Genomic DNA, 20,117 nt, shown 5'->3' with positions numbered 1-20,117 from the left:
CGCTACGCGCCGCCCGCCCGGCCGAGATAGAGGGCGGCGGCGCGTTCATCGGCGAGCAGGCCAGCGGCGGCGCCGAGCATCGCGACCTTGCCGCCGTCGAGGATGCAGCCGCGGTCGGAGACCGAGAGCGCCTGGCGCGCGCGCTGTTCCACCATCAGCACCGAGACGCCTAGCGCGGGCAGCGCTCGGATGCGCTCGAAGGATTCCACGACGCGCGCGGGGGCGAGGGCGGCGGTGGGTTCGTCGAGGATCATCAGGCGCGGCCGGGCCATCAGCGCGCGGGCGAAGGCGAGCTGCTGGCGCTCGCCGCCCGAGAGGCTGCCGGCGCGGGCGCGGCGACGTTCGGACAGCGCGGGGAAGGCGTCGAGCAGTTCGGCGATGCGCGCCTTGGCGTCGCGCACGCCCTGCACGACCTGCAGGTTCTCCAGCACCGAGAGCGAGGCGAAGACGTTGCCGACCTGCGGGACATAGGCGATGCCGAGGGCGAGGCGGCGTTCGACCGGCTCGGCCAGGATGTCGGTGCCGTCGAGCGCGATGCGGCCCGATGCGCGCGGCAGCAGGCCCATCACGGCCTTGGCGAGCGTCGACTTGCCGGCGCCGTTGGTGCCGGCGACGGTGAGGATCTCGCCCTGCTCGACCGTGAGGTCGATGCCGTTGAGGATGTCGGTCTCGCCATAGCCGCCGGTGAGGTGCGCGATCTCGAGCAGGCTCATGCCGGCGCGCCCCCGAGATAGGCCTCGCGCACCGCCGCGTCGGCGAGGACCGCCTGCGGCGTGCCGGTGGCCAGCACGCGGCCGCGGTCCATCACCACCACGCGCGGCACGAGGCGCGAGAGGGCGTCGAGGTCGTGCTCGATGACGAGGAAGCCGATGCCGCGGCCGTTGAGGTCGCGGATGCGCGCCATGATCTCCTCGATCAGCACCGGGTTCACGCCGGCGAAGGGCTCGTCGAGCAGGATCAGCCGCGGCTTGGCCATCAGCGCGCGGCCGAGCTCCACCAGCTTCTTCTGGCCGCCGGACAGGCGCCCCGCGGGGGTGTCCGCGACGCCGGCGAGGCGCAGGAAGTCGATGGTGGCCTCTGCCTCGGCGCGGATCGCGTCTTCCTCGGCGCGCACGCGGCCGGGGCGGAGGAAGAGGCCGAGCAGGCCCTCGCCGGACTGGCCGGGCGCGGCGGCCATCAGGTTCTCGCGCACCGTCAGGTGGTGGAATTCGCGCGGGACCTGGAAGGTGCGGATCATGCCGGCGCGGGCGCGCGCGGCGGGGCCGAGGCGGTCGAGCGACGTGCCGTCCAGCGCGACGCTGCCGACATCGGCGGGGATGAAGCCCGACACGACCGAGAAGAGCGTCGACTTGCCGGCGCCGTTCGGGCCGATGATGCCGAGCAGGCCGGTGCTCTCCATCTCGAAGGAGACGCCGTCCAGGGCGCGGAAGCCGCCCCAGGCCTTGGTGATGCCGCGGACGACGAGGCTCATCGGCGGGTGTAGTCCCCGACCAGGCCCTGTGGGCGGAACAGGGTGAAGAGGATCAGCGCGAGGCCGACGGCGCCGAGGCGCAGGCTCGCCATCGCGACGCCGGAGATGGCGTCGGGGGCGATGTCGCGCAGGAAGCGCGTGCCCTCCAGGAAGAGCATCAGCAGCAGCGCGCCGACCACGGCACCCGAGACGCGCCCGACGCCGCCCATGATCATCGCCATCCAGACATAGAAGGTGACGAGGGGGATGAACTGGTCCGGCGAGAGATAGGTGATGTAGTGCGCGTAGAAGGCCCCGGCGATGCCGGCGAGCGCGGCGCCGAGGGCGAGCACCTGGATCTTGAAGCGCGCGGGATCCTTGCCGAGCGCCTTCAGCGCTTCCTCATTGTCGCGGATCGCCTCGATGACGCGGCCGAAGGGGGAGCGGGTGATGCGGCGCAGCGCCAGCGCGGCGGCGACGCAGACGAGGGTGATGGCGGCGAGTGTCGCGAGCGCGCCGGGCAGGCCGACGCCGAGGCCGGCGAAGGTGCGCGGGATGCCGGGGATGCCCTGCACGCCGTTGGTGAGCCACTTCTCCGAAGTGATGGCGAGGCGCACCGTCTCCCCGAAGCCGAGCGTCACCACGGCGAAGTAGTCGTCGCGCAGGCGCAGCGCGACGAGGCCGATGGGCCAGGCGGCGAGCGCCGCGAGCAGCGCGGCGAAGGCGAAGGAGGCGACCAGCGGCACGCCCTGCATGGACACGATCGCCGAGGCATAGGCGCCGATGGCGAAGAAGCCGACATGGCCGAAGTTCACCAGGCCCGTCAGCCCGTATTGCAACGTGAGGCCGAGGGTCAGCAGGACGTAGATGGCGCCGATGATGGCGATGGCGACGAGGTAGGCTTCCATCAGCGGACCCCCTCCATCCGGCCGAACAGGCCGCGCGGGCGGACCAGCAGCACCGCCAGCATCACCACGAAGGCGAGCGCGATCTTGTAGGTGAAGCCGACATAGGGAGTGGAGACTTCCTGCGCGATGCCGAGCAGCAGGCCCGCCAGCACCGCGCCGGCAGGCGAGCCGATGCCGCCGAGGATCGCCGCGGCGAAGGCGGTCAGCAGGCCTTCCCAGCCCATCTCGGGCGAGACGACCGTCTTCACGCCGAGCATCAGGCCCGCGATCCCCGCCGCGGCGCCGGCGAGCAGCCAGAGCGCGATCATCACCCGCAGCGGCCGGATGCCCGAGACGCGCGCGAGGTCGGGGTCGTCCGCCACGGCGCGCATCTGCCGCCCGATCGAGGTCAGGTGCAGCACGCCGAAGGCCGCGGCCAGGGCGCAGGCCGCGACCGTGGCCAGCGTGATGTCCATGGGCGGGATGCGCAGGCCCATGAATTCGATGGGCCAGGCGAGCGGCACCTGGAAGACCTGCTGCTGGTGGCCGAAGATGAGGCCGAGCACGGCGCGGATGACGAAGGCGACGCCGATCGCCGCGACCAGCAGCGAGGCCACGGGCCGCCGCGCCAGCGGGCGGAACACCAGCAGGTAGCCGAGCAGCGACACCGCCCCCGACGCCGCCACCGCCGCACCGCCGGCGAGCGCGAGGGAGCCGCTCGCCTGGTGCGCCAGCAGGCCGGCATAGGCCCCGGCCGTCATGGTGTCGCCCGCCGCCGCGTTGGGGAAGCGGGCGATGCCGAAGACCAGCGTCACCGCCAGGGCGGCGAGGCCGATGATCAGCCCATGGACGATGCCGGCGACGAGGAGCGCGCCGAACACCGTTTCAGATCTTCACGACGTAGCGCCGGTTGAACTGGCCGTTCTCGATGAAGAAGACGCCGAAATCGGGCGTGACGTCGCCGAATTCGTCGAAGTCGAGGACGGAGGAGGCGCCTTCGTAGTTGATCTTGCGCCCCGCCGCGATCGCGGCCTTGCCGGCGGCGAAGGAGGAGACGGCCTCGCCCGGCGGGTTCGCGACCTGGCGGATGGCGGCGTTGATCACGCCGGTCTCGAAGGACTTGGACTGCTCGATCGCAAGCGCCAGGGTGTTCGCCATGTCCCAGGTCATCGCCGCATAGACGTTCGACGCGCCGGGCTGGTTCATCGCGCGGCGATAGGCGGCGTCGTAGGCGGTGAAGGCCTCCGCGCCCTCGTTCGAGACGGAATCGACCGCGATGATGCCGTTCGTCACCGCCGGGCCGAGCGCCTGCACCAGCTGCGGGTTCGCCGCCCAGGCCGGGATGATCCACTTCACCGGCGTGCCGGTCTGGAACCATTCGCGCAGTATGATCGTGGTGTCGGGCAGGAAGGAGCCCATGACGATCACGTCGGGCCGCGTGCTCAGCACGCGCAGCAGCTCGGCGCGGTAGGAGGGCTGGTTCGGCTCGTAGACGACGTGCTCGCCGTTCTGGTTGCCCTTGGCGGCCCAGGCGCGGCGGAAGCCGTCGGTGTTGCCGATGCCCGAGGCGTTGTTGAAGGCCATGGTCGCGGGGCGGCGGAAGCCCTCGCGCACCGCGATCTCGGCAAAGGCGCGGCCGAAGCGGTCGTTGGTGGCCTGGTAGCGGTAGCCGAAGTTCTTCGCGTTGGCGGGTGGCGTCGACAACGCCGGCGCGCCCGAGGTGTGCATCAGGAGGATGTCGGCCTCGTTGGTCAGCGGGATGACCGCGAGCGAGACGCCGGAGGACCAGGTGCCGAGGATGGCGCGCACGCGGTTCACCTCGATCAGCTTCTTGGCCGCGAGCACGGCGGCCTGCGGGCTGGTCTGGGTGTCCTCGGCGAAGACCTCGATGCGGCGGCCGTTGACGCCGCCGGCCGAGTTGATGGCCTCGACCGCCGCCTGGATCATGCGCTGCATGCCGGTGCCGTAGGGCGAGCCGGCGCCGGTGATCGGGTTCAGGGCGCCGATGCGGAAGGTCTCGGCCTGGGCGCGCACCACGTTCGGCAGGGCGAGCGTGCCGGCGGCGGCGCCGAGCGCGAGGCGGCGGGTGATGGTCATCGGTTCGGTCTCCCTGTTGGGCGGATCAGGCCGCCAGCTGGTCCTTCACGAAGCGGCCGCCGAGCATGATGGCGGAGAGGTGCTGCCCCTGGCGGGTCAGCAGCGAGAGATCCTTCAGCGGGTCGCCCTCGACCACGATCAGGTCGGCATGGGCGCCCGGGGCGACGCAGCCGATCTTGCCTTCCGACATCAGCAGCTTCGCCGCGTTGATGGTGGCGCTGCGGATGACCTCGATGGCGGGCTGAATCTCGCCGCGGATGACGAATTCCTCCGACTGGTGGCGGTGCATGTCGCCGAGCAGGTCGGTGCCGAAGGCCATCATCAGGCCGGCCTCGCACATGATCTCGATCGAGCGCAGCCCGGCGAGGCGGACGTCATCGATCTTGGCGACCGATTCCGCCGGCAGGCCGAGCGTCGCGCCTTCGTCCTTCAGCGCCTGGTAGGTGACGAGCGTCGGGCAGGCGATGGCGCCACGCTCCGCCGCGAAGCGGGCGGTGCCGGCCTGGATCAGGTTGCAGTGCTCGAGGCTGCGGACGCCGCAGTCGACGGCGCGGTGGATGGCGCTGTCGGTGTAGAGGTGGGCGGCGACGTAGGTGCCGGCGTTCTCGGCTTCCTCGACGGCGGCCAGCACCTCCTCGCGCGAGAAGCCGACGAAGGCAATGGGGTCGGTGGGCGAGGCGACGCCTCCATTGGCCATGATCTTGATGTAGTCGGCGCCGGCCTTGATCTCCTCGCGGCAGGCGCGGCGGACATCGGCGACGCCGTCGACCAGGCGGCCGAGGCTGCCGAGGCGCGCGGCGAAGAAGGCGGTGTCGCGCGTGTCGTGGCGGCCGCGGAAGTCGCAATGACCGCCGGTCTGGGACAGCGCCTTGCCGGAGATGTTGAGCCGCGGGCCGTCGAAATGGCCTTCGTCGCGCGCCATGCGCAGGCCGTGGGTGCAGCCGCCGAGGTCGCGCACCGTGGTGAAGCCGCGCATCAGCATGCCGTTCATGATCTTCGCCGCGCGGAAGGCGACGACGGCGTCGGGCAGCATGGCGTTGAGGCCGAGATTCACCACGCCGGCGACGACATGCACATGCGCGTCGATCAGGCCCGGCATCAGGGTGCGGCCCTTGAGGTCGATGCGGCGCGCGGCGGAGGCCGCAATCGGCTTGTCGCTGACTTCCTTGATCGCGCCGGATTCGACCAGGACATGGCCGGGGACGGCGCCCTCGGCGGTGCCGTCCAGGATGGCGGCGTTTTCGAACAGGACGGCGTCGGTCATGCGTCGGGTCTCTCTGCGCGGAAGGCGGGGAAACTAGTCCCGGGCAGCGGCGGCGGCCAGGGTGGCGGCACGGCGGAGCGCGCCGGGCAGGAAGCCGCCGATCACCTCGGCGGTGGCGACGTCCCGCTCCGTGTAGGAATCGGCGGCGTCGAGGATGTTGAGCGTGCCGACCACCTCGCCGCCCTCCCGGACCGGGATGTTGATGCAGGCGGCGCAGCCGAGGCGCGCGATGGTCTCGTGGTCGTAGAAGGCCCAGCGGATGTCGTCCATGCCGTTGCCGAGCCAGGTGCGGCCCTGCTTCAGCACCAGGTCGCCCCAGGGGGTCGGGCCCATGTGCTTGCGGCCGGTCAGCGGATAGGCGACGGGGTCGGAGGAATGGACGCGCTCCACCTCCGCGCCGCCGGGCACGACGAACAGGATGGTGAAGAGGCGGTGGCCGAGCAGGGCTGCGTTGGCGGCCTCGGCGGCGCGGAACACGGCGCGCGGGTCGGCTTCGGAGGCGGCGGCGCGGGCAAGGGCGATCAGGGCCGGCGGCAATTCGGTCGTCATGCGGGCGCCTTCTGGCTGAGTTCGGGGAAGAGGCCGCGCGGCCTCAGTCGAAGAAGCAGGATCAGCGCCACGCCGACCGAGGCTTCCCGCAGCGCGGCGGCCTGGACGGCGGAGACGCCCGGAAGGACCTCGGCGGCGAAGCGCGTCGCCTCGAGGAAGGCGATCAGCAGGTAGGCGCCGATGGCCGCGCCTGTGGGCCGCCCGTTGCCGCCGGCGGTGACCGCGAGGAAGACGTAGATGGTGATGAGCGGCTGGAAGATCTCGGGCGCGATGTAGGAGGTGTAGTGGCCGTAGAGCGCGCCGGCGAGGGCGGCGATGGCCGCGGCGATCGCGAAGGCCTCGGCCTTCAGGCGCGTGACGCGTTTGCCGGCGACGGCGGCGACGATCTGGTCCTCCCGCACCGCGCGCAGCGCACGGCCCCAGGGGGAGGCTACGAGGCGCCGCAAGGCAAGCCAGACGAGGCCGAGGATCGCGGTGACGATGCCGAGCGCGGCGAGGTGGAAGCCCTGCCCCCAGTCGCGCGGCAGCCCGGCGGGGATGCCCGAGATGCCGTCGGTGCCGCCGGTCAGCCAGATCTCGTTGGAGGCGACGACGCGCACCGCTTCAGCGAAGCCGAGGGTGACGATGGCGAGGTAGTCGTCGCGCAATCGCAGCGTGGAGACACAGACGACGAAGCCCGCGACGGCGCCGGCGAGCATGGCCGCGAGCAGGCCGACCGGCACCGGCGCACCGCCCCATTTCGTCAGCGTCGCGGAGGCATAGGCGCCGATGGCGAAGAAGCCGGCGAGGCCGAGGTTCACCAGCCCCGTCACGCCCCAGGCGAGGCAGAGGCTCTGCGCCAGCAGCGCATAGATGCCGGCGACCACGAGCAGGAAGACGATGTAGGAAACCATCAGGAGGCCCGCGCGCCAAAAAGCCCCGCCGGGCGCAGCGTCAGCACCGCGAGGATGACGACGAAGCCGACCACCAGGCGATAGGCGGGGTTGAAGGCGAGGACGGCGACCTCCTCGGCGACGCCGATGGCAATGGCCCCTGCGACCGCGCCGGGGATCGAGCCCAGCCCGCCCAGCACGGCGGCGGCGAAGATGGACAGCACCAGCCGCGTGCCGACCAGCGGATCGACCGAGGTGTCGAGTCCGACCAGCATCCCGCCCATGCCCGCGAGCCCGGCGCCGACCGCGACCGTCACCGCCGCGACGCGCGCAGGGTCGACGCCCCGCAGCAAGGCGAGGTCCCGGTTGTCGGCGACCGCGCGCATCGCGCGCCCGGTGCGGCTGTAGCGCAGGAAGGCCCAGAGCAATCCCATGGCGGCGAGCGCGAGGGCGAAGTTCTGCACCTGCTGCGGGCCGACGCGGAATTCGCCGAAGCGCCAGTCCCGCAGCAGCGGCAGGTCGTAGCCGCGCAGGTCGTTGCCGAAGCCGAAGCGCAGTGCGTTTTCCAGCACCAGCCCGGCGGCGAGGGAGGCGATCGCCATCATCAGCGCGCCAGCCGATTCGAGCGGCTTCACCGCCGCCCATTGCACGACGAGCCCGGCGACCGCCGTCGCCGCGAAGGCGAGGGCAAGGGCCGCGACCATCGGCAGGCCGAGCGCGGTGTTGCCGACCCAGCCCGCATAGGCGCCGACCGTCGCCAGCGCCCCGATGGCGAAGTTCGGGTAGTTCAGCACCGCGAAGATCGCCGTGAAGCCGAGCGCCGGCACCGCGAGGATGGTGCCGGCGATCACCCCGTTGATCAGCGCCTGGAGAAGCGCCTCGATCATCAGGCGATGCGGATCAGCGTCTGCCGGCCGGCGCGCACCTGTTCGTAGCGGAACTTGCAGTCGGTGATGTCGCCGGCATCGGTGAAGTCGCAGGGGCCCGACGCGCCGTCGTAGTCGACCTTCTTACCGGCCGCGATGGCGCGCAGGCCATCGACCGCGTTGTCGACGCGATCCCCGCCGCCCTGGCTGACCTTGCGGATGTTGTCGCGGATGCCCTGGCCGGTGGCGTCGTTGCCGACCGCCATCGCCATCAGGATCAGGTTGATCTGGTCGTAGATCTGGCAGGTGTAGGGGTCGGGATTGTCGTTGCCGACGATCCGCTTCACGCGGTCGAAGCCGCCCGAGCCTTCCGCCGGCGATGGGGCGAGGGTGTAGATGCCCTCGGTCACGTCGTTTGGCAGGGAGGAGAGCATCTGCTGGTTCACCGAATAGGCGTAGGCCAGCAGCTTGCCGCGGAAGCCGGCGCGGAAGATGTCGCGCAGCAGCACCGTGGTGTCGGGCGTATAGCCGCCGAGGACGATGAGGTCTGGGCGCGCGCGCAGCACCTGGTCGACCTCGGTGCGCAGCGAGGGCTTGGTGGCGTCGTAGATCAGCAGCTCGATCGATCCGCCGGCGCGGTCGATCGGTGGCTTCATGTTGGCGAGCTGCGACTGGGTGAAGGGCGTCTGCGGCGCCATGAAGAAGACCTTCTTCGCGCCGAGCTCCACCGCGTACTCGCCGAACTTGCGGCCCTGCAGCGTGGTGTTGGGTTGGGTGCGGATCAGCCACCCGCTGTGCGGCAGGGCGGTGATGGAGTCAGCGCCGGAGACGGTGGCGAGGAAGGTCTTGCTCTCCCAGCAGAGCGGCGCGACGGCGGTCGTCACGGCCGAGGCCCAGGTGCCCATGATGGCCGCGACGCGATCCACGTCGATCAGCTTGCGGGCGGCACGCACGCCGGCCTCGGGATTGGTCTGGTCGTCCTCGCTGACCACGGCGACCTGGCGGCCCAGCACGCCGCCGGCGGCATTCACGTCACTGACCACAGACTTCACGCAGTTCGCCATGACGGGACCGTATGGGCCGCCCGCGCCGGTCAGCGGCGTGAGGGTGCCGAGGCGGATCGGCGCGCCCTGGGCGCGGACCAGCCCCGGGGCGGCGAGCAGCGAGGCGCCGGCGAAGAGCGCCGTGCGGCGGGTCGTGATGATCATGGGGATGTCTCCCTTGCGGTCCCTGTGGTGTCCATCCTGCCCTGCCCGCGGCCGCCGAGGAACAGGCGGCGTATGGCGGGGTCCCGCGCCAGGGCGGGGGCCGGGCCTTCATGTGCGTTCCGACCGTCCACCAGCACCAGGGCGCGGTCGGAGATCTCCATGGCCTGCAGCGCGTTCTGCTCGACCATCAGCACCGCGACGCCCGATGCGGCAGTGGCGCGCACCAGGCCGAAGAGGTCGGTCGCGGCCTTGGGCGAGAGGCCGGCGGTCGGTTCGTCGAGCAGCAGCACGCGCGGCTCGCTCATCAGCGCCTGGCCCATGGCGAGGATCTGGCGCTGGCCGCCCGACATGGTGCGCGCGAGCTGCCGGCGGCGCTCGGCCAGCAGGGGGAAGCGGTCCATCACCGCGGCCATCCGCGACCGCGCGCGGCGCGGGTCGAGGAAGCAGCCCATGGAGAGGTTCTCCTCGACCGTCAGCGTGCCGAAGACGTTGCGTTCCTGGGGGACCAACACCATCCCGGCCTCGAGCACCGCGCGGGGCGGGAGGCCTGTGACGTCGCGCCCGTCGAGCGCGACGCGGCCGCCGCGCGGGCGCAGCAGCCCGGTCAGGAGTTTGAGGACCGTCGACTTGCCGGCGCCGTTGGGGCCGATGACGCAGACGAGCTCGCCGGGCGCCACGGCGAGCGAGACGCCCTTCACCACGTGGTCCGCCGCGGCGTAGCCGCCGACCAGGTCCTCGACCGCCAGTGCCGTCATCGCGCGCCCCCGAGATAGGCGTCCTGCACCTCGGCATTGTCGCGGACCTGCGCGAAGGAGCCTTCGGCCAGGGTGCGGCCGGCGGCCATGACGACGACGTGGTCGGAGATGCGCTCGATCAGCGCCATGTCATGTTCGACCAGGAGGATGGTGCGGCCTTCGGCGACGATGGCGCGGAGCAGGTCGCCGATCTCCTCGGCGAGTGTCGGGTTCACGCCGGCGGCGGGTTCGTCGAGCAGCATCAGGCGCGGTTCGGCCATGAGGGCGCGGCCGATCTCGAGCAGCTTCTTCTGGCCGCCGGACAGCGCGGTCACCTGGTTGTCGATGACATGGGCGAGCCTGAGCCGCTTCGCGACGGCAAGCGCCTGTTCGGCCAGCGCCTGTTCGCGGCGTCGCGCGGCGGCGGCACCCAGCAGCGCGGCGGTCCAGTTCTCGCCCGGCTGGTCCTGGCCATAGAGCATCAGGTGCTCGAAGACCGAGAGCTTCGGGAAGCCGCGGGCGATCTGGAAGGAACGGACCATGCCGCGGGCGGTGATCTGCTCGGGCTTGAGGCCGAGGATCTCCTCCCCCTCCAGCCGGACGCTGCCGGACTGCGGGCGGACGAGTCCGGAGACGGCGTTGAACAGCGTCGTCTTCCCCGCGCCGTTCGGGCCGATCAGCGCGGTGATGCGTCCCGGCGCGACGGCGAAGGACACGCCGTCCAGCGCGGCGAGGCCGCCGAAGGACAGCCGCAGCCCGCCGACCTCCATCAATCCCTGGTGCATGGTCCCCGTCTGTCCCGCAGTCTGCCCGAACCGCGCCATGGCGACGGATTCGGGGCCGTCTGGCAAGGCCCGACGCGCGGTCAGCCGCGCGATTTCGTCCGCGCGAAGGCCGCGAGCTGGCTGGCGAGTTCGGCCAGGTGGCCGCGGACGCGGGCGAGGCCGTCGCTGCGGGTCCGCGCGGCCTCGTCCATGTAGAGGCCGCGGTTCATCTCGATCTGCAGACTGTGGATGCCGTTGGCCGGGTCGCCATGCTTGCGGACGCATTCCGCGCCGATGAAGTGCTTGTTGTTGGTGACGTTGTAGCCGAAGCCCTTGAGGACCGAGGCCACGAGGTCGCGCACCTCGGCGCCGCAGGTGGTGCCGTGGCGGTCGCCGAGGTCGAAGTCGGACCGGCGCTGGCCGGCATCGGCCTGGCCGGCGGTGGCGATGGCGGGCATGGAATGGCAGCTCATGTGCAGCGCCATGCCGTGGCGGTCGCGGAAGCCTTGCAGCAGGCGGCCGAGCTCGCGGTGGTAGGGCCAGTAGTAGTCGTCGAGGCGTGCGCGCACGTCGGCGACCGGCAGCTTGCTGGGGTAGAGGCGCGTGGCGCCGGCGCAGACCATCGGGATCAGGCCGATGCCCATCTTGGTCTTCTCGCCCGGCTTCAGCGGCTCGGGCCACTCGCCCTCGAGCACATCGGGGTCGATGTCGAGCTCGTTGCGGTTGGGGTCGATGAAGACGTTGGGGAAGCAGGCGTAAAGCCAGGTCGCGCCGGCATCGACCACGCCGGCATAGGCTTCCTCGACATACATCGAGATGGAACGCTGCACGTCGGCGAAGGGGGCGGTCGGGCGGAAGGACCGTGGGTACTCGGCGCCGCTGCGCGGGATGTCGAAGATGACGGGGACGGCATCGCCCGCGGGGTCGCGGCGGAGGAAGACGCCGGGGCGGACATGCATCGGCAGGGCGGTATCGGTCATCAGAGGTCCCCGAGGGAGATGTCGGCGCGCAGGAAGGGGGCGACGCGGTCCTCGACCAGGTCGACGCCGAGTCCGGGGCGCTGCGGGATGGCGACGCGGCCGTTGCGCACCTGCGGTTCGAGCGGCGCATCGACCAGGTCGAAATGCTCCGGCACGCGGAAGGGGTAGAGTTCCTGGATCAGGAAGTTCGGGATGCAGGCATCGAGCTGCAGCGCCGCGGCGGTCGCGACCGGGCCGGCGCAGAGATGCGGCTGGACGCGCATGTTGTACATCTCGGCGATGGCCGCGATCTTCTTGGTCTCCATCATGCCGCCGACGATGCCGATGTCGGGCTGTACGATGGCAACCGCGCGCAGTTCGAAGAGGCGACGGAAGCCGTAGCGGGTGTAGAGCCGTTCGCCCGCGGCGATGGGGATGCGCAGCCCGTCGGCGACCGTCTTGATGCCCTCGGGGTCGAAGGGATCGACGGGTTCCTCGAAGAAGGTGAGGTCGAACTCCTCGAGCCGGCGGCCGAGGCGGAGGATGGCGTCGGTCGTGAGTTCCGCGCTCATGTCGACCATGAGCTCGACCTTCGGGCCGACGGCGTCGCGCACGGCCTTCACGCGGGCGACGGCCAGGTCCTCGAAGTCACGGTCGAATTCGCGGCGGGAGACATGGGCGAAGATGCCGTTCGGGTGGTTCCGGATCGGCGTCGCCAGCGGGTAGAATTTCAGCGCGTCGTAGCCGGCCTTGAGCGGCATCTCGGTCGCGCGTGCCGTCTCCTCGGGTGTGACGGCGCGGAAGGACCAGCCATTGGCGTAGCAGCGGACATCGTGGCGGTAGGCGCCGCCGAGCAGCTGGTAGACGGGCACGCCGAGGGCGCGGCCCTTGATGTCCCACAGTGCCGTCTCGATCGCGCTGATCGCGGCGTAGATGATGGGACCGCCGCCCTTGGCCCAGAAGGTGTGGTCGTAGAGGTCGGACCAGATCGGTTCGACATCATGCGCATTCCGCCCGAGCACGATCCGGCGCAGCATCTCCTCGATGACCGCGACGGCGCCGGTCGCGCCGATGCCGTAGGCGAGTGCGGCCTCACCCAGGCCCTGGGTGCCGTCATCGGTCCACAGGCGCAGGATGAGCGGGCGGCGGCCGTCGATCTCGCAGAGGTAGATCTGCGCGCGGGTGATCTTCATGCGGCGGTGGTCCCGAAGCGGTCGATGCGGAAGGCCTCGAGCGGGATGTCGGTGCGGCCGTCGAGCACGAGCTCGGTCATGATCGCGCCGATCGCCGGGCCGAGCTGGAAGCCGTGGCCGGAGAAGCCGAAGGCGTGGAAGAGGCCGGGCGTGGTGCGGCTCGGCCCGATCACCGGGATGCGGTCGGGCATGCGGCCGTCGATGCCGGACCAGGAGCGGATGACCTGCGCGCCGGCGATGGCGGGCACGAGTTCGACCGCCAGTTCCATCGCACGGACCGACACATCCGGCATCGGGCGGGACCAGGGCACCGAGGGATCGGATTCGCCGTGCCCGCCGCCGAGGATGACGTTCCCGCGCGGGATCTGGCGCAGATAGACATTGCCGCCGACGACGCCGAGGTTGGGCTCGATGAAGTACCGGATCGGCTCGGTCACCAGCATGTTGGGGTTGAGCGGTTCGATCGGCACGGGTTCGCCGAAGGCCTCAGCGACCTTGCCGCCCCAGAAGCCGGCCATGTTGAGCAGGACGGGCGCGGTGAACTCCTCGCCCTTCGTGGTGCGCAGGTGGAAGCGCGTGCCGTCATGGGCGTGGGCGACGACCTCGGCATGTTCGCGGATGTCGGCGCCGGCGGCGCGCGCGGCGTTGGCGAGCGCGGGGGAGAGCAGGCGCGGATTGGCCGCGCCATCCTCCGGCGCGAAGGATCCCGCGACGACCTTGGGGCCGAGCCAGGGATATTCCTGGTGGATCGAATTGCGGCCCACCAGGCGCAGCGGCAGCTCGTACTGCTTCGCGACGTCGAGATAGGCGACGAGATCCGCCTCCTCCTCGTCGTTGCGGGCGAGCTTCAGGTGGCCGGTGACGGTGAATTCCGCATCCGTGCCGGCGATGTCCTTCAGCCGTCCCCACAGTTCGCGCGATCGCTTCGCGATGGGCAGTTCGGCCGGGTTGCGGCCCTGCTGGCGCACGCCGCCGTAGTTCACGCCGGAGGCCTGGCTGCCGACCAGGCCGCGTTCGAGCAGGATGACGCGCACGCCGCGCTGCGCGAGATGCAGCGCCGCCGAGCAGCCGGCGCCGCCGCCGCCCTGGATCAGCACATCGCAATCGGTCGTCATGGCGCGCTCACCGGGGCGGGAATGGGGATCGGCTTGACCGGGGGTTGTCCGCGCAGGCGCCCGGTCGCGACCACGTCGCAGCCGAGTTCGGCGGCCAGCACCTCGGCCGCCGCGGCGCCGCAGACGCGGCCCTGGCAGCGGCCCATGCCGACGCGGGTGAAGGATTTCGCGCGGTTCACCTCGGTGGCGGGGCCGGTGGCGGCCTCCGCGCGGGCGGCGGCGCGGAGCTCGCCGGCGCGCAGGCCCTCGCAGCGGCATAGCAGCGTGTCGTCGGCGATGCCGCGCGCGAGATGCGCGGGGAAGGGGAAGGCGCGTTCCAGCGCGGCGCGGAAGCGCGCCTGCATCGCGAGGCGGCCGTCGAGGGTGACGGTCTCGATGGGGTCGATGCGATGACCCGCGTCGGCCAGCAGCGCGAGCGCGGCGCGCGCGCCGGCGATCTCGGCGACCTCGGCGCCGCCGATGCCCGCGCCGTCCCCGGCGAGGTAGATGCCTGCGACCGGCGTGCGCCCGGCGCCGTCGCGCACCGGCACCCAGTTCGCCTGCACGGGGTCATGGCGGAACGGCACGCGGGCGAGATCGGCGAGTTGCGCTTCGGGCTTCAGGCCCCAGCCGATGCCGGCGGCGTCGCACTCGGCGCGGTGTTCGCGTCCTGCCGCGTCGCGCCAGGCGATGGCGGTGACGCCGTTGTCGTCGCCGTCGATGGCGATCGGCGTGACGCCCTCGGCGATGCGGATGCCGCGCCGGCGCAGCCAGGCGGTGTAGTAGAGGCCTTTGGCGAAAGTCATGCCGCCGAGCATCAGCCCAGGGGCTGCGCGCATCTTCGTGGCGAAGGAGGTGGTGTCGAGCACCGCGACGACCTCCGCACCCGCCTTCGCGTACTGGTAGGCGACGAGCCAGAGCAGCGGGCCGGTGCCGAGGAAGGCGACGCGCCGCCCGATGCCGCAGCCCTGCGTCTTGAGCGCGATCTGCGCGGCACCCAGTGTCGTCACACCCGGCCGCGTCCAGCCCGGCACCGGGATGACGCGATCCATCGCGCCGGTGCAGAGGATGGCGGCGTCGTAGGCGACCTCCGCCTGGCGGCCGCGGGAGAGGGTGTTCAGCGTCCGCGCCTCGGGGCGGATGTGCCAGACCAGCGTCTCGGGGCGCCAATCGACCTTCGGCTTCAGCGCGTCGAGCGTGTCGTGCACCGAAGTCGCGCGCTTCGCCTCGAAGCCGTAGAGGGTGCGCGCATCGCGCGCGAGGCCCACGGGCGGGCGCTGGTAGATGCGGCCGCCGCCGTCGGGGGCCTCGTCGATCCATACGGGCGACAGGCCTGCCGCGACCAGTCGTTCCACGGCGCGCACCCCGGCGGGGCCGGCGCCGACCACCGCGACCTTCATCCGCGCCGGACCTCCATGCCTTGGGCAGCGAGCGTCGCGCAGGCGCGCACCCGGCCCATGCCCTCGACCACCACCCAGCAATCCTGGCAGGCGCCCATCAGGCAGAAGCCTGCGCGGGGGCCGTCGCCAAACTCGCTCTCGCGGAGGTGGCCGGCGCCGGCGGCGAGCAGCGCCGTCAGCAGCGTGTCGCCCTGCTGGGCCTCGATCGCCTGCCCCTCGAGCGTCAGCGTGATGCGGGGGCGGGACGCATCGCGCAGGCGGACGAGTTTCACAGCGTGTCCTCGTGCCGGCAGTTCACCAGCAGTTCCGCGACGGTCGCGGTGTTGGGCAGGCGCAGCACGGCCTCGATCAGCGCGGCGAGGTCCTCGGGGCGCGACATGGCATCGCGGGTGACTTTGGTGACATGGGCGGTCATGTCGGTGTCGACGAAGCCGGGGCAGACGGCGGTCGCGCGGATGCCGTGCTCCCAGCCCTGGCGGCGCACTTCCTGCGTCAGAGCCATGACCGCGAACTTGCTCATGGCGTAGCCGAGATTCTCGTTGCGCACGCGCTTGCCTGAGAGGGAGGAGATGTTGACGACGCGCCCTTCGCCGGCGGCGACGAGGTGCGGCCAGGCGGCGCGGATGACGCGCATCGGGCCCTTGGCGTTGACCGTCCACATGGCGTCGAAATTCGTCTCGTCGGTGTCGAGCATCCGCGCCTTCGGGTTGATGCCCGCGGCGTTGACCAGCGCGTCGATGCGGCCGTGCTGCGCGATCGTGGCGGCGACCCAGGATTCCGCGCTGGCGGGGTCCGTCGCTTCGAAGCGATGGCCGGTCAGGGCGGGATGGGCGGGCAGGCGCGACGGGTCGCGCACGCCGGCGCTGACCGTGTAGCCGGCGGCGAGCAGGCGTTCCGTCACCGCGCGCCCGATGCCGCGCGCTGCACCCGAGATCATGGCCACCCGGCCCTTCGGGTCCATCATCGGGCGTCCTCCTGTTGTTCGTTCATGGAAGTTCGGCGGCGCGGTGACAGGCGATGCGGCGCGCGCCGGCGCCGGGCAGGGATTCGAGAGTCGGCACGGCCTCGGCGCAGCGGGGCTGGGCGAAGGCGCAGCGCGTGCGGAAGACGCAGCCGGAAGGCGGGCGGGCGATGCTCGGCACCTCGCCGGCGAGCGGGGCCGCGGCCGCGCCGCGATGGCGGAGCGAGGGCGTCGCGGCGAGCAAGGCGCGCGTATAGGGGTGCGCGGGGGCGCGGAAGATCTCCGCGGCGCTGCCTTCCTCCATGACGCGGCCGAGATACATCACCACCACGCGGTCGCAGAGGTGACGGACCACGTGCAGGTCGTGGCTGATGAACATCAGCGCGAGGCCGAGTTCCGCGCGCAGGTCGGCGAGCAGGTTCACCACCTGCGCCTGGATCGAGACGTCGAGTGCGGAGACCGGTTCGTCCGCGACGATGAAATCGGGCTGCGTCGAGAGCGCGCGCGCAACGGCGATTCGCTGGCGCTGCCCGCCGGAGAATTCATGCGGCAGGCGCTTCGCATGGTCGGGATCGAGGCCGACCTGGCGCAGCAGCGCGGGGACGCGCTCGGCGGCTTCGGCGCCGGTCGCGAGGCCGTGGATCACCATGCCGTCGGCGATCTGCGCGCCGACGGTGCGGCGCGGATCGAGGCTGCCATAGGGATCCTGGAAGACGAGTTGCATCCGCCGGCGTAGCGCGCGCAGCCTGGCGGCGGGAAGGGTCGCGAGATCCTCGCCCTCGAACAGCACGCGGCCGTCCGTCGGGGGCAACAGGCGCAGCATCACGCGGCCGAGGGTGCTCTTGCCGCAGCCGGATTCACCGACGACGCCGACCGCCTCGCCGCGCTTCACCGCGATATCGACACCGCGCAGCGCCAGCATCGGCGTGCCGCGCGAGAACAACCCGCCGCGGCGATGGAAGGCGCGGGTGATGCCCTCGCCGCGGACGAGGGCGTCCTGTGGCGCGTTCATGCGACCTCCTTCCACCGGAGGCAGCGGGAGGACCGGCCGGGTGCGACCTCGGTCAGCGCCGGCGCCGTGGCGCGGCAGGCCTCGGCGGCAAGGGTGCAACGAGGGGCGAAGCGGCAGCCGGCCGGCATGGCCCAGGGCTGGGGCACGGCACCGGGAATGGCGGTGAGGCGTTCGGCATCGCCTTCTGGCATGGAGGCGATGAGGGCCGCCGTGTAGGGGTGGCGCGGGGCGGCGAAGACGTCCGCGACGGGGCCTTCCTCGACCACCTCGCCGGCGTACATCACCAGCACGCGGTCGGCGATCTCGCCCACGACGGCGAGGTTGTGGGTGACGAAAGCCATGCCCATGCCGCCCTCGGCGCGCTTGAGATCGGCGAGCAGGGCGAGGATCTGCGCCTGCACCGTGACGTCGAGGGCGGTGGTCGGTTCGTCGGCGAGCAGCAGGCGCGGGCCGTTGGCGATGGCGGCGGCGATCATCACGCGCTGGCGCTGGCCGCCGGAGATCTCGTGCGGATAGGCGTCGGCGGCGCGTTCGGGGTCGGGCAGGCCGACCTGGCGGAGCAGGCCGATGACGCGGTCCCGCACGCCGTTGCGCACGCCATGTGCGCGCAGCGTCTCGGCCAGTTGCGAGCCGATGCGCAGCAGCGGGTTCAGGCTGCTGGACGGATCCTGGAAGATCATCGCGAGGTCGCGGCCACGCAGGCTGCGCATCTCGGGCTCCGGCAGGCGCAGCAGGTCGCGCACGCGCCCGTCGCGGCCGGTGAAGAGGATGCTGCCGGCGACCGGCTTCACCGCGGCGGGCAGCAGGCCCATCACCGTGAGGCCGGTCAGCGTCTTGCCGGAGCCGCTTTCGCCGACGATGGCGAGCGTCTCGCCCGGCGCCAGCGTGAAGCCGACGTCGCGCACGACCTCGATCGGGCCCTTGGGGCCGGGGACGGAGAGGGTGAGGCCGTCCACGGTGAGCAGGCCCGGCGCCTGGCGCGGCGCGGGCGCCGGCGGCAGGGCGATGAGGCGGCCGAGGAAGCCGGGCCGACCCGCGGCCTTGCCGCGCGGGTCCAGCACATCCCGCAGCCGGTCGCACAGCAGGTTCAGCACCAGCACCGTGCCGGTCAGTGCTAGGCAGGGCCAGAAGAGCAGGAGCGGCGCCTGTTCCATGCTCGCCCGCGCGCCGCGGATCATCAGGCCCCAGGAGGGCGAGGGCGGCACGACGCCGAGGCCGAGGAAGGACAGGCCGCTTTCCAGCACCATCGCGGCCGCGACGGTGAGCGAGAACTGCACGATCAGCGGCGGCGCGATGTTCGGCAGCAGGGTGAGGAACAGGATGCGCCGCGTGCGCGCGCCGAGCGCCTGCTGCGCCGTGACGTAGTCGAGGGCGCGGGCGGAGAGCGTTTCGGCGTACGCCACGCGGGCGAAGCCGGGGGCGAAGAGGATGGCGAGCGAAAAGACCAGCGTGCCGGCACCGGGGCCGAGCAGCGTGACGACCAGCAGCGCCAGCAGCAGCGGCGGGAAGCAGAGGACGATCTCCGCGACGCGCACCGTGACGAGTTCCACCAGGCCGCGGAAATAGCCGCCGAGGATGCCGAGCAGCGTGCCGACGATCGCGGCGAGCGCCGCCGCGACGGCGGCGACGGTCAGCGAGACCCGCGCGCCCCAGATGATGCGTGACAGCACGTCGCGCCCGTATTCGTCCTGCCCGAGCCAATGCCCCGCGGAGGGCCCGGACAGGCGGTTCGCCACGTCCTGCCGGACCGGATCGGCGAGCGGCAGGATCGGCGCCGCCAACGCGACGAGCACCACTAACAGGACAAGCACGCCCGGCACCGCGAGCGCCCGGATGGAGGATCGGCGCATCAGCCGTGCCTGACCCGCGGGTCGATCACCGCGTAGAGCAGGTCCACGAGGAAGTTCAGCAGCACGAACAGCGTCGAGATGACGAGGACGATGCCCAGCACCTCGGGGTAGTCGCGCGCCTCCACGGCGCGGACCAGGTAGCCGGAGAGGCCGGGCCAGTTGAAGACGAATTCGACCAGCACCGTGCCGCCGAGCAGCGAGCCGAGATGCAGCGCCACCACGGTGACGACCGGCGTCAGCGCATTGCGCAGGACGTGGCGCCGGATGATGGCGGCGGGGGCGAGGCCGCGCGCCTGGGCGGCGCGGACATGCTCGCGTTCCAGCACTTCCAGCACCGAGGAGCGCATGACGCGGAAGACCACGGCGCCGAGGCCGACGGCGATGGTCGCCGCCGGCATCATCAGCAGCGCGAGGTGCCGGCCCGGGTCGCGCGCCAGCGGCACGTAGCCGCCGGCGGAGACCAGTTTCAACTGTTGGGCCAGCACCAGCACCGCGAGGGTGCCGACGACGAAGACCGGCACCGACAGCGCGAAGCCGGCCCAGGCCGACAGGATCCGATCCAGCGCGCCGCCGGCCCGCATCGCCGCGGCGATGCCCAGCGGCACGCCGAAGATCACCGAGAGCAGACCGGCCATGCCGACGAGTTCGAGGGTGCGCGGCAGGCGCAGCGCGATCTCCTCGGCGATCGGGTGCTCGTCCTGCAGGGAGAGGCCGAAATCGCCGCGCAGCAGGCCGCCCATGTAGGTCAGGTACTGGGTCCAGAGCGGCTCGTTGAGGCCGAGCCGCTCGCGAAGTTCCTCCACCGCCGCCGGGTCCGGCGCGATGCCGCCCTGCGAGAGCAGCAGTTCCGCCGGATCGCCCGGGATGAGGTGGATCACCAGGAAGACCAGCGAAGCCACCACCCAGACGAGCCCGAGCGAGACCAGCAGCCGGCGGGCGGCGAAGGCAAGCATCGGA

Annotated in this window: 21 protein-coding genes; all 21 read right to left on the bottom strand. The window is 71.8% G+C overall.

Annotated features, from left to right (window positions below; genetic code table 11):
- Positions 1–2: 2 nt before the first annotated feature.
- The 21 genes from GWK15_RS18700 to GWK15_RS18600 all read right to left on the bottom strand — a co-directional run bounded on the left by GWK15_RS18700 (position 3) and on the right by GWK15_RS18600 (position 20,113).
- The gene (locus GWK15_RS18700; RefSeq protein ID WP_168042891.1) at positions 3–713 is read right to left on the bottom strand and encodes an ABC transporter ATP-binding protein; all 711 of its coding nucleotides are present in this window, start codon (positions 711–713) and stop codon (positions 3–5) included.
- A complete protein-coding gene (locus GWK15_RS18695) occupies positions 710–1,471 on the bottom strand; it encodes an ABC transporter ATP-binding protein (RefSeq protein WP_168042890.1) in 762 nt (253 codons plus the stop codon). The genes GWK15_RS18700 and GWK15_RS18695 overlap by 4 nt, the downstream gene beginning before the upstream one ends.
- Positions 1,468–2,358, bottom strand: coding sequence for a branched-chain amino acid ABC transporter permease (locus GWK15_RS18690; RefSeq protein WP_168042889.1), 891 nt, complete (start codon positions 2,356–2,358; stop codon positions 1,468–1,470). The genes GWK15_RS18695 and GWK15_RS18690 overlap by 4 nt, the downstream gene beginning before the upstream one ends.
- Positions 2,358–3,218 (bottom strand): ABC transporter permease subunit, encoded by an 861-nt coding sequence (locus GWK15_RS18685; RefSeq protein ID WP_168042888.1) that lies wholly within the window; start codon positions 3,216–3,218, stop codon positions 2,358–2,360. The genes GWK15_RS18690 and GWK15_RS18685 overlap by 1 nt, the downstream gene beginning before the upstream one ends.
- A 4-nt stretch (positions 3,219–3,222) precedes the next feature.
- Positions 3,223–4,434: an ABC transporter substrate-binding protein gene (locus GWK15_RS18680; protein ID WP_168042887.1), complete on the bottom strand. Its 1,212-nt coding sequence runs from the start codon at positions 4,432–4,434 to the stop codon at positions 3,223–3,225.
- A gap of 25 nt (positions 4,435–4,459) precedes the next feature.
- On the bottom strand, positions 4,460–5,698 hold the full coding sequence (locus GWK15_RS18675; RefSeq protein ID WP_168042886.1) for a metal-dependent hydrolase family protein: 1,239 nt from the start codon (positions 5,696–5,698) through the stop codon (positions 4,460–4,462).
- A 33-nt stretch (positions 5,699–5,731) separates the two neighbouring features.
- Positions 5,732–6,247, bottom strand: a complete 516-nt coding sequence (locus tag GWK15_RS18670) for a GAF domain-containing protein (protein WP_168042885.1) — start codon at positions 6,245–6,247, stop codon at positions 5,732–5,734.
- On the bottom strand, positions 6,244–7,140 hold the full coding sequence (locus tag GWK15_RS18665) for a branched-chain amino acid ABC transporter permease (RefSeq protein WP_168042884.1): 897 nt from the start codon (positions 7,138–7,140) through the stop codon (positions 6,244–6,246). Before GWK15_RS18665 ends, GWK15_RS18670 begins: the two co-directional genes overlap by 4 nt.
- On the bottom strand, positions 7,140–8,006 hold the full coding sequence (locus tag GWK15_RS18660; RefSeq protein WP_168042883.1) for a branched-chain amino acid ABC transporter permease: 867 nt from the start codon (positions 8,004–8,006) through the stop codon (positions 7,140–7,142). Before GWK15_RS18660 ends, GWK15_RS18665 begins: the two co-directional genes overlap by 1 nt.
- Positions 8,006–9,193, bottom strand: a complete 1,188-nt coding sequence (locus GWK15_RS18655) for an ABC transporter substrate-binding protein (protein ID WP_168042882.1) — start codon at positions 9,191–9,193, stop codon at positions 8,006–8,008. Before GWK15_RS18655 ends, GWK15_RS18660 begins: the two co-directional genes overlap by 1 nt.
- On the bottom strand, positions 9,190–9,948 hold the full coding sequence (locus tag GWK15_RS18650; RefSeq protein ID WP_168042881.1) for an ABC transporter ATP-binding protein: 759 nt from the start codon (positions 9,946–9,948) through the stop codon (positions 9,190–9,192). The genes GWK15_RS18655 and GWK15_RS18650 overlap by 4 nt, the downstream gene beginning before the upstream one ends.
- Positions 9,945–10,712, bottom strand: coding sequence for an ABC transporter ATP-binding protein (locus tag GWK15_RS18645; RefSeq protein WP_168042880.1), 768 nt, complete (start codon positions 10,710–10,712; stop codon positions 9,945–9,947). The genes GWK15_RS18650 and GWK15_RS18645 overlap by 4 nt, the downstream gene beginning before the upstream one ends.
- Positions 10,713–10,792: 80 nt before the next feature.
- Positions 10,793–11,671 carry an N-formylglutamate amidohydrolase gene (locus GWK15_RS18640; RefSeq protein WP_209442293.1) on the bottom strand — a complete coding sequence of 293 codons (879 nt, stop codon included), beginning with the start codon at positions 11,669–11,671 and terminating at the stop codon, positions 10,793–10,795.
- Positions 11,671–12,843: a mandelate racemase/muconate lactonizing enzyme family protein gene (locus GWK15_RS18635; RefSeq protein ID WP_168042879.1), complete on the bottom strand. Its 1,173-nt coding sequence runs from the start codon at positions 12,841–12,843 to the stop codon at positions 11,671–11,673. The genes GWK15_RS18640 and GWK15_RS18635 overlap by 1 nt, the downstream gene beginning before the upstream one ends.
- Positions 12,840–13,958, bottom strand: coding sequence for an NAD(P)/FAD-dependent oxidoreductase (locus tag GWK15_RS18630; protein WP_168042878.1), 1,119 nt, complete (start codon positions 13,956–13,958; stop codon positions 12,840–12,842). The genes GWK15_RS18635 and GWK15_RS18630 overlap by 4 nt, the downstream gene beginning before the upstream one ends.
- The gene (locus tag GWK15_RS18625; protein WP_168042877.1) at positions 13,955–15,337 is read right to left on the bottom strand and encodes an FAD-dependent oxidoreductase; all 1,383 of its coding nucleotides are present in this window, start codon (positions 15,335–15,337) and stop codon (positions 13,955–13,957) included. The genes GWK15_RS18630 and GWK15_RS18625 overlap by 4 nt, the downstream gene beginning before the upstream one ends.
- A complete protein-coding gene (locus tag GWK15_RS18620) occupies positions 15,334–15,609 on the bottom strand; it encodes a 2Fe-2S iron-sulfur cluster-binding protein (RefSeq protein ID WP_168042876.1) in 276 nt (91 codons plus the stop codon). The genes GWK15_RS18625 and GWK15_RS18620 overlap by 4 nt, the downstream gene beginning before the upstream one ends.
- Positions 15,606–16,301 (bottom strand): SDR family NAD(P)-dependent oxidoreductase, encoded by a 696-nt coding sequence (locus GWK15_RS18615; protein WP_168042875.1) that lies wholly within the window; start codon positions 16,299–16,301, stop codon positions 15,606–15,608. Before GWK15_RS18615 ends, GWK15_RS18620 begins: the two co-directional genes overlap by 4 nt.
- A 22-nt stretch (positions 16,302–16,323) precedes the next feature.
- The gene (locus GWK15_RS18610) at positions 16,324–17,310 is read right to left on the bottom strand and encodes an ABC transporter ATP-binding protein (RefSeq protein ID WP_168042874.1); all 987 of its coding nucleotides are present in this window, start codon (positions 17,308–17,310) and stop codon (positions 16,324–16,326) included.
- Positions 17,307–19,160 (bottom strand): dipeptide/oligopeptide/nickel ABC transporter permease/ATP-binding protein, encoded by a 1,854-nt coding sequence (locus tag GWK15_RS18605; protein ID WP_168042873.1) that lies wholly within the window; start codon positions 19,158–19,160, stop codon positions 17,307–17,309. Before GWK15_RS18605 ends, GWK15_RS18610 begins: the two co-directional genes overlap by 4 nt.
- Positions 19,160–20,113 carry an ABC transporter permease gene (locus tag GWK15_RS18600; RefSeq protein WP_168042872.1) on the bottom strand — a complete coding sequence of 318 codons (954 nt, stop codon included), beginning with the start codon at positions 20,111–20,113 and terminating at the stop codon, positions 19,160–19,162. The genes GWK15_RS18605 and GWK15_RS18600 overlap by 1 nt, the downstream gene beginning before the upstream one ends.
- Positions 20,114–20,117: the final 4 nt, after the last annotated feature.

It is taken from the genome of Neoroseomonas oryzicola, from assembly GCF_012163135.1.
In the GTDB taxonomy this organism is placed as follows: Bacteria; Pseudomonadota; Alphaproteobacteria; order Acetobacterales; family Acetobacteraceae; genus Neoroseomonas; species Neoroseomonas oryzicola.
This window is presented reverse-complemented; position numbering and strand designations above follow the sequence as displayed.